The organism is Psychrobacillus vulpis, from assembly GCF_006861825.1.
GTDB lineage: Bacteria > Bacillota > Bacilli > Bacillales_A > Planococcaceae > Psychrobacillus > Psychrobacillus vulpis.
The window spans coordinates 49,946-63,164 of record NZ_VDGI01000007.1 but is presented as its reverse complement, the minus strand read 5'-3'; the positions used below and the strand labels follow the sequence as shown (position 1 = coordinate 63,164).

The 13,219-nt window shown below is 34.2% G+C and carries 12 protein-coding genes and 1 riboswitch; of the genes, 8 read left to right on the top strand and 4 right to left on the bottom strand.

Annotated features, from left to right (window positions below; translation table 11 throughout):
- Positions 1–7: 7 nt before the first annotated feature.
- From FG384_RS08480 to FG384_RS08465, 4 genes are all read left to right on the top strand, one after another.
- Positions 8–3,079 carry an efflux RND transporter permease subunit gene (locus FG384_RS08480; protein WP_142642168.1) on the top strand — a complete coding sequence of 1,024 codons (3,072 nt, stop codon included), beginning with the start codon at positions 8–10 and terminating at the stop codon, positions 3,077–3,079.
- Between the two features lie 34 nt (positions 3,080–3,113).
- Entirely contained in the window at positions 3,114–4,202 is a 1,089-nt protein-coding gene (locus tag FG384_RS08475) for an SDR family oxidoreductase (protein ID WP_142642167.1), read from the top strand.
- A gap of 60 nt (positions 4,203–4,262) precedes the next feature.
- Positions 4,263–4,422: riboswitch (yybP-ykoY riboswitch) on the top strand.
- Positions 4,421–5,173, top strand: coding sequence for a TerC family protein (locus FG384_RS08470; protein ID WP_142642166.1), 753 nt, complete (start codon positions 4,421–4,423; stop codon positions 5,171–5,173). It overlaps the preceding riboswitch by 2 nt.
- Before the next feature lie 120 nt (positions 5,174–5,293).
- Entirely contained in the window at positions 5,294–6,646 is a 1,353-nt protein-coding gene (locus tag FG384_RS08465; protein WP_142642165.1) for a TrkH family potassium uptake protein, read from the top strand.
- 729 nt (positions 6,647–7,375) lie between these two features.
- Here the strand turns inward: FG384_RS08465 and FG384_RS08460 are convergent.
- Complete coding sequence (locus tag FG384_RS08460; protein ID WP_142642164.1) at positions 7,376–9,106, bottom strand: B12-binding domain-containing radical SAM protein; 1,731 nt, start codon at positions 9,104–9,106, stop codon at positions 7,376–7,378.
- 195 nt (positions 9,107–9,301) lie between these two features.
- On the opposite strand from FG384_RS08460, the gene FG384_RS08455 reads away from it, so the two are divergent.
- Positions 9,302–10,366 carry an ATP-binding protein gene (locus FG384_RS08455; protein WP_166462411.1) on the top strand — a complete coding sequence of 355 codons (1,065 nt, stop codon included), beginning with the start codon at positions 9,302–9,304 and terminating at the stop codon, positions 10,364–10,366.
- A gap of 75 nt (positions 10,367–10,441) precedes the next feature.
- Entirely contained in the window at positions 10,442–10,888 is a 447-nt protein-coding gene (locus FG384_RS08450) for a MarR family winged helix-turn-helix transcriptional regulator (RefSeq protein WP_142642162.1), read from the top strand.
- 52 nt (positions 10,889–10,940) lie between these two features.
- Here FG384_RS08450 and FG384_RS08445 read toward each other — a convergent pair whose 3' ends face one another.
- The 3 genes from FG384_RS08445 to FG384_RS08435 form a co-directional block, all read right to left on the bottom strand.
- On the bottom strand, positions 10,941–11,564 hold the full coding sequence (locus tag FG384_RS08445; RefSeq protein WP_142642161.1) for a hypothetical protein: 624 nt from the start codon (positions 11,562–11,564) through the stop codon (positions 10,941–10,943).
- A gap of 200 nt (positions 11,565–11,764) precedes the next feature.
- Positions 11,765–12,376 (bottom strand): CPBP family intramembrane glutamic endopeptidase, encoded by a 612-nt coding sequence (locus tag FG384_RS08440; RefSeq protein ID WP_142642160.1) that lies wholly within the window; start codon positions 12,374–12,376, stop codon positions 11,765–11,767.
- A gap of 64 nt (positions 12,377–12,440) precedes the next feature.
- On the bottom strand, positions 12,441–12,629 hold the full coding sequence (locus tag FG384_RS08435; RefSeq protein WP_142642159.1) for a YkvS family protein: 189 nt from the start codon (positions 12,627–12,629) through the stop codon (positions 12,441–12,443).
- Positions 12,630–12,754: 125 nt separating this feature from the next.
- Between FG384_RS08435 and FG384_RS08430 the strand changes: the two genes are divergently transcribed.
- Together FG384_RS08430 and FG384_RS08425 are read left to right on the top strand one after the other, a co-directional pair.
- Entirely contained in the window at positions 12,755–12,943 is a 189-nt protein-coding gene (locus FG384_RS08430; RefSeq protein WP_142642158.1) for a hypothetical protein, read from the top strand.
- A 94-nt stretch (positions 12,944–13,037) separates the two neighbouring features.
- Positions 13,038–13,214 carry an aspartyl-phosphate phosphatase Spo0E family protein gene (locus FG384_RS08425; RefSeq protein WP_142642157.1) on the top strand — a complete coding sequence of 59 codons (177 nt, stop codon included), beginning with the start codon at positions 13,038–13,040 and terminating at the stop codon, positions 13,212–13,214.
- The last annotated feature ends 5 nt before the right edge of the window (positions 13,215–13,219 follow it).

Below are 13,219 nucleotides of genomic sequence, written 5' to 3'. Positions count from 1 at the left end.
CCCGAAAATGAAAATAAGTGATTTCTCCATAAAAAGGCCAATATTTACGACCGTAATTATGTTTTTAATAATTATTTTAGGTGGAGTTTCTTTTTTTAAAATTCCTATTACTTTAATACCGGACCTAAATCCTCCGATAGGTGTCGTAGTGGCAAGTTATCCTGGTGCCAGTCCAGTAGAAGTGAATGAAAAAGTAACAAAACCATTAGAATCTTCCTTAAGTACTTTACCTGGGATAAAGTCGATCAAAAGTACTTCACAGGAAGGTGCCAACTTTATCTTATTAGAATTTGATTGGTCTACGAATATGGATGAAATAGAACTAGATGTTATGCAAAGGATGGACGTAACGATACTTCCTGAAGATGTTGGAAGGCCACAGTTTCTGAAGTTTGATCCTGCGCAATTTCCAGTAATTCAATTAGCTTTGAGTGGGACAAGTTCAGATGAAGATATTAGGCTAGTAGCAGAGAAATTAGAAAAGGAACTAATTAGTACAAAGGGAGTTGCAAGTGTTAATGTTTCTGGAACACTTGTAGAAGAAGTACAAATTTTACTCGATCAGAATGTATTAGAAGAAAAAGGGCTTACGCAAAATGACATTGTACAACTAATCCAAGCAAATAATATATCGTTACCGGGGAATCCTATTGAAACTGAAGATAATAAATTGCTTACAACAAGAATAGTCAGCTCTCTAACGAATCTGGATGATATAAAAAATTTAGTTGTTACAGTAAATCCGCTTGATGGGACCAAAGTAACGATTGCAGATATAGCTACGGTTCAACTTGCTGAAAAAGAACAGAATTCAGAAACGAGAGCGAATAATGAACCGGCCGTTTTGTTATCTGTTTTTCAAGAATCTAGTGCCAATACTGCAAGTGTATCAAAGGCGTTTCAAAAAGCGTTAGAGAAGCAACTTGCAACAGAAGAGTTCAGTGGAGTAAAAGCAAATATTTTATTTGATCAAGGTGATTATGTAAAGCTTGCTATAGACAATATTGGCACAACCCTTATAACAGGTGGAATTTTAGCAATGCTCGTATTGTTCGTCTTTTTGAAAGGCATTAGAAGTCCAATTATTGTAGGTGTAGCAATTCCTTATTCAGTAATTGTGACGTTTGTTTTAATGTATTTTGCTGGATTTTCATTAAATATTATGACGTTAGGTGCATTAGCACTTGGTATAGGCATGCTTGTAGATAATTCTATTGTTGTAATCGAAAATATAGAAAGGCACTTAGGGTTAGGAAAAAATCCAAAAGAAGCAACTTATATCGGAACAAAGGAAGTAGTTGGGGCTATTACAGCTTCTACTCTAACAACCGTTGCCGTTTTTGTACCAGTAGTATTTCTTTCTGGATTAATAGGACAAATTTTTACTGAATTTGCTTTAACTATTTCGTTTAGTTTATTTGCTTCATTAGTAGTTGCGATTACGGTGATACCTATGATGGCAAGTAGGATGCTTACGAAGCCAAAAGGGAATATAGAAGCAAAAAGAAGACGTTCGAAAGCATACAATAATTTTGAACGTTCTATAAAATGGTCATTATCCCATCGTGCTTTGATACTTTCGATTACAGTTATTTTGTTACTTATTTCAACGCTTGGACTGTTCCGCACGGGGACGGAATTTTTACCTGCGACTGATGAAGGATTTGTCACTATTGCAGTAAGACTTGAAAATGGATCTTCTTTTTTAGCAACGGACGAAGTTGTAAAGAAAATAGAGAAGCAATTACAAAAAGAAAAAGATGTAGAAGTTTACGTAAGTTTTGTTGGAGGAAACCAAGAAGGCCAATCTAGAGGAACCTCGAAGTCTAATATGGCTGAAATATATGTCAAGATGATTCCGTTAGAAGATCGAAGTCGTTCTATTTTTACTTTTGTAGATGAAGTTCAACCGAAAGTAATAGCTGCGGCTGGTGAAAATGTAGAAGTGAATTTTAATATGCAAACGGCTGCTGGTTCAGCTCCGAACTCTCTATCTTTCACTATTTCTTCAGCAGATAAAGATCAATTAAATCATGCAGTTGGATCAATCTATAAAGAAGTGGATAAGATTCCAGGTGTTACAAGCATAAGAAACGATTTAACAGAAAAAGTCGAAGAAGTACAAATGACTGTAAAGAAAGAGGCGGCAACTGAATATGGTCTAGCACCAGTACAAATCGCTCAAACAGTAAATAATGTTACTAGAGGAGCATTTGCCACCCAAATTATTTCGGAACATGAGGATGTTTACGGAGTATATGTGAAATATGACGAGGCGTATCGTAATAGCGTCGAACAACTAAAGCAACTTAAACTTAGAACTCCTTCTGGACAATTCATTATGTTACAAGATGTTGCGGATGTAGAAATAGCAGAAGGACCATTAACAATAAGAAGAGTCGATCAAGCAGGAGCAGTTACATTCACTATAAAATATGAATCAAATTACTCTTTAGGTGAAATGTCTGATTTTGTTGATGAAGCAATTGACCAAGTAGCATTGGCAGATAATGTTCTCATCTCATTTGGCGGGGATAGAGAGTTATTAGATAATGCTAAAAATGATATGATATTGGCAGTATTACTGGCGGTCGTATTAGTATATATCGTTATGGCTGCCCAATTTGAATCTTATAAATATCCTTTCGTTATTATGTTTACAGTACCTCTTGTTACGATTGGGATATTCATTGGTCTATTTACTACAAGTACACCAATAAGTATTTCGACTGTTATTGGAATTCTAATTCTAGTTGGAATTGTTGTGAATAACGGAATTGTTTTAGTAGATTATATTAATCAGCGAAAAGCAGATGGTATGGACTCATTCGAAGCAATTACAACATCAGTTAGAGATCGAGTCCGTCCTATATTAATGACCGCATTAACAACTATTTTAGGTTTAGTTCCACTTGCACTAGGTATAGGAGAAGGAACAGAGATTAATCAGCCTATGGGGATTACTGTTATTGGGGGCTTAATCAGTTCTACTTTCTTAACACTTTACGTGGTGCCAGTAATATACAGTTTATTTGATAAACAAACTAGAAGAAAAGCAACACCAACAAATAATGACTGACTAATGTTAGGTACCTTTAAAAGGGGGGATTATTGTGACTACAGCTTTAATAACAGGTTTTCCAGGATTTCTTGCAAAAAATATTATGAAAGAACTCCGCCAACAAAAAGTTTTTTCTACTACTTATGTGCTTGTACTACCAACTCAAATTGAGAAAGCCAAGGTAATGATTAAAGAAATTTATGAGGATGGTTTATCCAATCAACAAATTGTTATAGTTGAAGGAGACATTACATTACCGAACGCAGGGATAGAAGACAATTGGTTAAAGAAACTCCTTGAAAATGTAGAATATATTTGGCATTTAGCAGCAATTTATGATTTAGCAGTTCCAAAAGAAGTTGCTTGGAAAATAAACGTCTATGGTACAGAAATGTTTAATAAGCTAGTTCTGCAGTTCAATAATCTAAAAAGGTATATGTATTTTAGTACAGCATATGTAGCCGGAAAAAGAGAAGGGAAACTTTTAGAAACGGAGCTACTAAAACCAAATGGCTTTAAAAATCATTATGAAGAAACAAAGTATGAAGCAGAAGTACTCGTGGATCAATTAAAAGAAATAATTCCAGTAACCATTATTCGACCAGGTATAGTGAGAGGAAATTCAAAAACAGGTGAAACAACAAAATTTGATGGACCTTATTTCTTTATTAATATGATTACGAATTTAAAGAAACTGCCTGTATTACCTTACCTCGGTAGGTCAAGTGCATTTATTAATGTTGTCCCTAGCGATTATATAACAAAAGCATCTATATATTGTTGTTTAAGTGAAGATGCGATTTCACAAACAGTCCATTTAACTGATCCGAAGCCATATCCAGTGGAGGAGGTATATCGTGCATTCGTAAAGCAAATAACAGGAAAATATCCAAAAGGAAGAATTCCTTTATTTCTTGCAAGAGCAGCGGTATCTATCTATCCAATCCGAAAGATGCTACAAGTGGAAAAGGAGACTTTAGATTATTTAACATGGGATTCTTCTTTTGATACTGTTATTGCAGAAAGGATTTTAAGCAAAGGAAATATTAGATGTCCGGATTTTATCGAATCGTTACCGGCTATGATTGAATTCTATCTCAAACATAAAAATGATAAATCTTTTCATATTCAAATTAAGTAAATGGTATTTACAATTTTATTTATTGTGGTATAATGATTTACATAATTAAATAGACTTTTGACTTTTGTCAAAGGGGAGTAGCTATAGGGAAACCTATTTCATAGTCGTCATTACATGGCATCTGCCATCGGTTATGATAGTAATTATACTAATTGCTTAGCAAGACCTTTGCCTTCTTAAAGGCAGGGGTCTTTTTATATGCAATGAGGAGGATATTAATGGAAACAATATTATTGGAGTATGGATGGGTATTACTTGTCCTAGTTGGATTAGAAGGCTTATTGGCAGCAGATAATGCAGTCGTAATGGCTGTTATGGTAAAACACTTACCTAAAGATAAGCAGAAAAAAGCATTATTTTATGGTTTGTTAGGGGCATTCATCTTTAGATTTTTAGCATTATTTATGATTACGTTCCTGGTGAACATTTGGCAGGTGCAGGCAATAGGAGCAGCATATTTACTGTTTATTTCCATTAAACATATTTATGATTCACGGAAAAAAGATGATGAAAAAGATGTTGAAGAAAAAGAAAAAAAGGGTTCTGGCTTTTGGGTTACAGTATTAAAAGTTGAGCTAGCTGATATTGCATTTGCAATTGATTCAATGCTTGCAGCAGTAGCTATCGCAGTTACATTACCGCATCTAGGTAGCTATGAGATTGGTGGAATAAACGGCGGACAATTCGCTGTTATGTTCTTAGGTGGAGTAATTGGACTTATTATTATGCGATTTGCTGCTCATAAGTTTGTTAAGTTACTTGAAAAATATCCTACATTGGAAACAGCAGCATTTTTAATTGTTGGTTGGGTAGGAGTGAAGCTAGCTGTATTAACGCTTTCACATCCAAAAGTAGGAATTTTAGATGAGCATTTCCCGCATTCAACAACTTGGAGTATTATTTTCTGGACTGTCCTGCTTGTTATTGCTGCATCCGGCTATATACTAGGTGTAGTAAAAAATAAAAAGTAAAATACTCGAAAATAAAAACAAAAAGTATGAAAAGATAGTTGGTTAAAGCTATCTTTTTATGCTTTTTTTTCTTACAATGAGTAAACAGGCTTGGCGATTCATGGAAAGGAAATAATTTGTATGAGAACTCCGCAACTTAAACCAAAAATAAAATTTACACCGGCACAAGTAATCGTTACGTATTACTTTATAGCAATTGCTTTTTCTGTCCTACTGCTTCGTTTACCTGGAGTCCATAAGCCAGGGGTTGAAGTAGATTTTATTGATAGCTTATTTACCGCTGTAAGTGCGGTAAGTGTAACAGGATTGACGGCTATTAATATATCTGAAACTTACACCGTATTTGGATACATTATGATTATCCTTATATTGCAACTTGGCGGAATCGGTATTATGTCATTAGGGACGTTTATATGGCTTATTTCCGGTAAAAAAATTGGACTTCGTGAAAGACAATTAATTATGGTCGATCACAATCAACCTAATTTGTCTGGAGTCGTACACTTAATCAGAGAAATTGTAAAAATACTGTTGTTAATACAATTAATAGGTGCAACATTATTAACATTGTACTTTACACAGTATTATAATTCATTCAAGCAAGCAATGATTCATGGTATTTTCACATCTGTATCAGCTACAACTAATGCAGGTTTTGATATAACAGGTCAATCTTTGATGCCTTATCATCATGATTACTTTGTTCAAACTATTACTAGTTTTCTTATTGTTTTTGGTGCAATCGGGTTTCCGGTTTTAATAGAAGTAAAAGAATTTTTATCCAATAAAAATAAAAATTTCCGATTTTCTCTTTTTACAAAGATAACGACAATTACATATGGCGCACTAATATTATTTGGAACTCTGATGATATTGTTGCTTGAAATGTTTCATTCATTTAAAGGGATGCCATGGCATGAAAAGCTGTTCACAGCATTTTTTCATTCCGTATCCACTCGATCAGCTGGATTAACGACGATGGATGTTACGTTATTCAGCGAGGGAACAAATTTCTTATTAAGCGTACTAATGTTTATTGGTGCTTCTCCTAGCTCAGTGGGTGGAGGTATTCGAACGACGACATTTGCGATAGCCATTCTTTTCTTGATTCACTTTTCAAGAGGGAAGGAAAACATTCAAGTGTTTAATCGTGAAATTCATCTTGTAGATGTTTTCCGTTCCTACGCAGTAATTATTTTAGCTTTTGCTATGGTTTTTGCAGCGACCATTTTATTGTCAATTACAGAACCGAATATACCGATTACTTCCTTACTATTTGAAATAACCTCGGCTTTCGGAACTTGTGGAATGTCTCTAGGGATAACAGGGGATTTGTCGAATATTGGGAAAATAACCATTATGGTACTTATGTTTATAGGACGAGTAGGATTGATCTCATTTCTATTTTCATTAGGCGGAAAAAGTAATAAGACTAAATATCGCTTCCCAAAAGAAAGGGTTATTATTGGATAATTTAATTGTAAGAAGGAAGAATTATGAGCTTTTTGCAATTTGGAAAAAGAAAACCGAGCATTTCATCCGTTATTGGATGAAATGCTCGGTTGTTTTCGTTTAAAGAATAAGAAAGTATAAAAGTTTATAGGATGGATTCCGTTCCAAGCGGACGCTTTCCGCGGGGCGAGCGACGAGCCTCCTCCTTCCGCTTCGCTTCGTGCGGGGTCTCGTCTGTCTCGCTAATCCCGCAGGAGTCGCCGCTTTTCACTGCATCCATCCATTCTACAAAAAAAGTAATCATGTGCTTTCTATTCATTGTTTGAATGGAGTACTTGCTACTGCATTATAAAGTGAAGATTTGTAGACAGTTATTGATCAATCCAATCTCCTAAAACAAGCCGTTCACTTTTTAGAAATAGAGAAAAAAGAGTAGTTGTGCTATTCCTACTATTCTTTATCAGTTTCGCTCATTCTATTAATAAACAGCTGCATGATGAATAGCTACATACTAGTTGATTGGAGCGCAGGCGGCGACTCCAGCCGGAATAGCATGAGCTGAAGACCCTGGACTGAGCGCAGCGAAATTAATTTTTGCGACGAGCTTGCGCAGGAGCAAGGGAAGCGGCTGAAGCCATGCCGGCGGAAAGCGTCCGCAGGAGCGGAAATCAACCGTACTTCTGCGGCTACTTGTTTTAAAAGGACCGGGCGTCTTTTTGCCCTGTTTTTCTTATTGTGGAAACAAAGTTCTTAAATAAAGGAAAAAAGAGGGGAGGATGTTTTGCCGAAAGTAGTAAGCAAATATCCTTCTTTTTCTCTGATTATTCCTTGTTTATAAGATTCAGCACATATGGATATTGGTGTAATAAATGTTTGCTTATATAATTCACGTTCGTTTAGTTGTAATGCTGCAAATTCTTCTCCAGCGATAGATGGATTCTTTGCTAGTTGCTTATATAGAGCAGATTGCTCTTCCTTTTTCATATTGTTTTCCCACCAAGGTTTCCGAGGCTGAAATTTTTGTTTAGATAAATAATCTAGCTTCATCACACTTTCAACAACTGGTAAAGAAAGATTTTTTTGTTCTATTAAAAATGAATATAATCTTGTATATAGATCTTCTAACTGATGTCCAATTTTCGACCAATTTCTAGCTTCCCAAAACGTTCCAAACTGCTGAAAAAAGTCGAAAGGCGTATCAAATTCATTCTCGAATAAATATTCTAATGTATTGTCCATTCGGTGTGCATTCCAATACTTTTCTAAAACATCTTCTACTTGTTTAATTCGAAGAATATCATCGAATGTTAAAACATTGTTAGAAAAAATTTCATAAGGAGCTTGATCTACATATACGTATCCATACTTTTCAGCTTCTACTCGTAATCCTGTGCCACGAAGTAATTTCAAAAAGCCAAGTTGTAGTTCTTCAGGGCGCATTTCAAATACTTCATTAAAAGTTCTTCGAAACGAATGATAGTCTTCTTCTGGTAGACCAGCGATTAAGTCTAGATGCTGATCAATTTTGCCTCCACTTTTGACCATTGTTACTGTACGCTTTAGCTTTTCAAAGTTTTGTCTACGTTTTACAAGCTCGTTTGTTAAATCATTTGTGGATTGAACACCAATTTCAAAACGGAAAAGTCCTGCAGGTGCATTATCATTTAAAAATTGAATAACTTCAGGTCTCATAATATCTGCCGTTATTTCAAATTGAAATACTACTCCAGGTCTATGTTCATCTATTAAAAATTGAAACATTTCCATAGCATAACTTCGACTTATATTAAATGTTCGATCAACGAACTTTATCGTTTTCGCACCATGCGCCATTAAAAAACGAATATCTTCTTTAATTTTATCACGGTTAAAATATCTAACACCAACTTCAATGGAGGATAAGCAAAATTGACAGGAGAATGGACACCCACGGCTAGTTTCGATATAAACGATACGTTTTGAAAGATTAGGTAAATCTTCTTCAAAACGAAAAGGGGAAAGTGTTTCTCTTAAATCTAGTTTTGGTGGTAGCGGATTTAGAATAAATTTGTCATCTCTTACATATGCTACACCAGGTACATCTTTTAAGAGTTGTTTGTCGTGTAAGTAATTTAATAACTCTTTAAATGAATGTTCTCCTTCACCAACAATGATATAATCGATTTCCTTCACTTGTCGTAACCATACATTTGTATCGTATGAAACTTCCGGTCCTCCTAAAACGATTATAATAGAAGGGTCTACTGTTTTGAGCATTTGAATAACTTTAATGGTTTCTTCGATGTTCCAAATATAGCAGCTGAATCCTACAACATCAGGTTTCTTTTGATATAGGTCAGAAACGATATTGAACGTTGGATCTTTAATCGTATACTCACAGATAAGAGGGGTGTATTCCGGTTCAGCATAAGCTTTTAGGCAGCGTAAAGCCAAATTTGTATGAATGAACTTTGCATTTAGCGTTGTTAAAATAATATTCATGTTGTATAACTCCTTTTTAAAGTATAACTATTGTATCAATGAATTAAGTTGTCGACAATATAGGTAAAAAGAATCATTTCAATATCAAAAAAGTTATGAAATAATCAGAATTAATTAAAATTTTAAAAAATTGAACGTAATTTAGATTTAATTGTATTTAATTGCATATAAGATTCGATGGTGATGAGAGGTTTGGTGACGTTTGTGCTAATGGATTATCAGTATAAGCAAAAATTTGAACATGTCTTTCAACTATTTTCAAGTGGTCTTATTTTCATTAATAATAAAGGGACTATCTTAGAAGTGAACTTACAAGCTGAAGAAATTCTCCAAATTAATCGAAACGAATTAAACGGAATGAATGCTTTAAATCTATTGGAACTGTTTAGTGAGTCTTTTGAAAGTAAAAAAATATTCATAGAAGAACTACTGAGGACAGGTAAGGCTGAACTATTTAGTGAAATCCGAACGTTTTTAGGTGAGGTCAAGTATATCAATATTAAAGTATCTAAGCAAGAAGATACTGATTTGTTCTTGACGGAAATTCATGATGAGTCAGAAAAAATGAAAATGAAAAAACGATTAGACCACACTGAATCGCTAAGTACACTTGGACAATTAGCTGCAAGCATTGCACATGAAATACGTAACCCAATGACTTCTTTAAAAGGGTTTACCCAATTGTTATATGAAACGGCTACAGATGATGGAAAAAGATATTTATCCGTCATTGATGATGAAATAAAACGAATGGAAGAGATTTTGACTGAGTTCTTAGAAGTCTCGAAACCAACAAATAATAAGTTTGATTTTTTAGAGGTGGAAGGACTTATTTTAGAAGTCGCAAACTTTATGGCTCCACAAGCACTAATGCAAAATATTGAGTCTATTATTAAGTTTGAGCTCGATAATACTTGCACGATTTATGGAGATCGGAGCTTATTAAAGCAAGTGTTTATGAATGCAATTAAAAATGCAATTGAAGCAATGCCAACAGGTGGGATTATTCATATTACTGTTTCTAGCACATCTAATAATAAGGTGTGTATAGAAATAAGGGATCAGGGTCATGGAATTGAGGAAGATAAATTAGATAAAATCTTTGAACCCTATTTTACGACAAAGTCAAGTGGGACAGGTCTTGGATTGTGCCATGTAAATAGAGTAATTACATCACATGAGGGGACAATTGAAGTAGACAGTGTCGTAGGAAAAGGAACTAATTTTAAATTTTTTCTTCCAATACATGATAAAAACTGAACCTATTTTGACAATATTACAGTACGACCTATATAATAATAGATAGTGTATTTTATATAGGTGAGGATGACGAGAATGACAAATGAACAATCGAACAGTGCATTAAAGTTATTTATTGTATTGTCACGTGCTCATAAAGTAATTCATGAATGTACGAATCAGTTTATTCAAGAAAATGGTATAAATCCAACAGAATTTGCTGTTTTAGAACTCTTATATCATAAAGGAAAGCAGCCACTTCAACAAATAGGCAACAAAATCTTGCTGGCAAGTGGCTCTATTACATATGTAGTAGATAAGTTAGAGAGTAGAGGATACATTAGTAGAGTTTCTAGCGATACAGATCGACGTGTTACTTTTGCAGAAATTACAGATGAGGGAAAATTATTTATGGATGAACTTTTTCCTAGGCACGAAAAGCAATTAGTTGAGCTAATGAGTGCGATATCAGAGGAAGAAAAAAAACAAGCTATAGAGCTTGTAAAAAAACTTGGATTATCCATTAAAAATCTTTCCTATTAACAGTAAAAAAAGCTTCTGATTCAGATGTAAGAACCGAATCAGAAGCTTTTTCTTATTTACTTTTTATCGTTTTAGCCATTTCAATGAACGTTCCTAAAGCTGGCGCATCTTTCGTGTCAAATACAGTAAGCTTTACAACCATTCCATTTGTTATAAAAGTGTAACCTGAAACCTTCCCATCTGGTGTATCTATTTGGAAACCTTTTACTTCTTCAACTGAATCACCAATAGGAAGTTGTTGTTCATCTGTTATTTCAGATACTGTTCCAGTTTCATTGGAAGCTTTAAGTGTTTCTACTAAATTACTCGTTATGTCTTCTAAGTTTACTTCGGTTGCATCGAATGTCTCTATCCTCATCGATTGTTCATCATTTGTTTTATTGTATAGCATGTCTCTGTTCGGTTCTTCTCCAGTCAGCTCAAAACCTTCTGCTACAACGATAGAGTAGTTCTGATTATCACTTGTTGTCACAATACCCTTCAATTCTTGCCCAGCATCTGTATTACTCCCTGTATCTCCTTCTACTTGTCCTGTTTCTGTTGTTGTCTGTTCTGTATTTTCATTTTCGTTCAACTGTTTATCAGGAGTATCTTGACTCTCTGTATTTGTCGTGCCACATGCAGTAATAAAAATCGAAATTAGCAATATGGATAGTAATGAAGTAATTTTTTTCAAGTTAATTCATCTCCCTAAATATTGTTTACATCATTCTAGTTAGCACGAGTTCCTTCACATCAGTTTGTGACAAAGAGCATTACAGAATTCGGTAATGTATGTGGGGAAGGGCTAACACTTATCAATCCCCAAATTTACTGGTTGGGTCAATTTTAAGTGCTTGTGCTGTATTAATTAGACGAGAACGAGTAGTAAATGTTTCACGATAGCGGTAGAACTAAAAATAATAGTACTAACATTGTTATGTGGGCCAAAATAATAAGAGGCATACTTTTTTTCCATTCGTATAGTAGTCCTAATAAAAGACTAATAACGAAAGCACCTAATATTCCTAACCAAAATCCACTAAAAATTAATGAAAAACCAAATAATGCGGAACTGGCAATGATTGCATAAATAGGTGAAACCCAACGTTTTAGTTGTTGTTGAATATAGCCTCTCCAAAATAACTCTTCTCCTGGTGCAATAAAGAATAATAGGAGTAAATAATGCCAAACAGAGGCAGGACCAAATTTACTAAGAAAGCTATCGATACTTGTTGTGGATAAAAATGGAGTTATTTCTATTAGCTTGTACCCACCAGCAATGAGCCCATAGGCTAATACTCCAAAGCCTATACCTAAGAAAAGGTATTCTAATGTTCTCACCTTATCATCAATTTTAGCGTAAAAAAACGCAACTGACATGAGAAAAAGGATCGTAAAAGTGTAAAAATACCAAAAAACTTTATCGTTTGAAAAAGATAGCCACGTAAATGCGTAGGCAAAAAGTAGCGATAGTATTAATCCTATTATTGGTATTTGTCGTTTCATAAATAGCACATCCTAACAATTATTTAAAATACCGTTCATCTTTGAGAGAGGAACGGCATGACGTTTAATCTTCATTATTATATAATATTTTATAACGTTTATGGTTTACTACAGTCTTTTCTTCCATTTCGAGTTCACTGAAGTTCTCCATATATGTTAAATCTACTATAACCGAGTTTTCATTTACTTTTTCTACTATTCCTTGTAGGCCATCTCTAAATTCTATAATATTACCAACTTCTGCAACTTTCACAGACTGTTCACTCCCCTTTTAGAACTTAATACAATACAGTTTGCCCTAAAAAAAGGTATACGTAAAGTATTTTAAACGAAAACGGGAAAAATATACATCAATATTAAATGAATGGAGCGTTTCACATGCACTCATATGAAGAGAAATTGAACATGTTACAAACTGGAGAGATAAAGGAACTGGAAATTTTAAAAGATGAGTTTCTCCCTTTCCGTGAAGTATTGGTAAAAAGAGAAGATTTTAAGCATTTCTCAGGAAAAGCTTCACAAGGCGGCCATGTAGTTTATACGTACTTAAAACTACCAAGAAGTTGATTTGTCGTAAAATGTCGAGAAGTTCCCAGTTTATAGAGTTAATACAAAAGGTATACTGAAATGAATGTATGTTTTGTAGAAGGGGAGATTTTGTATGTTAAACTCTGTATTGAAACGAGTTGAAAGTACTCGAGAAAAAATGATTCAGACTGCACTTGAAAAGGGTATATTAGACGATGAAACTATTCGATTAAGTGAAGAATTAGATAAATTATTAAACGAATTCCAATATTTAGAAAAAAATGATATAATTATAAAAAAGGTGGATTAGTTTGT

Bases quoted from the DNA above. Each gene is read 5' to 3' on its own strand.
- FG384_RS08480 (WP_142642168.1), top strand. From the start codon at position 8: ATGAAAATAAGTGATTTCTCCATAAAAAGGCCAATATTTACGACCGTA.
- FG384_RS08470 (WP_142642166.1), top strand. From the start codon at position 4,421: ATGGAAACAATATTATTGGAGTATGGATGGGTATTACTTGTCCTAGTT.
- FG384_RS08465 (WP_142642165.1), top strand. From the start codon at position 5,294: ATGAGAACTCCGCAACTTAAACCAAAAATAAAATTTACACCGGCACAA.
- FG384_RS08460 (WP_142642164.1), bottom strand. From the start codon at position 9,106: ATGAATATTATTTTAACAACGCTAAATGCAAAGTTCATTCATACAAAT.
- FG384_RS08450 (WP_142642162.1), top strand. From the start codon at position 10,442: ATGACAAATGAACAATCGAACAGTGCATTAAAGTTATTTATTGTATTG.
- FG384_RS08440 (WP_142642160.1), bottom strand. From the start codon at position 12,376: ATGAAACGACAAATACCAATAATAGGATTAATACTATCGCTACTTTTT.
- FG384_RS08430 (WP_142642158.1), top strand. From the start codon at position 12,755: ATGCACTCATATGAAGAGAAATTGAACATGTTACAAACTGGAGAGATA.
- FG384_RS08425 (WP_142642157.1), top strand. From the start codon at position 13,038: ATGTTAAACTCTGTATTGAAACGAGTTGAAAGTACTCGAGAAAAAATG.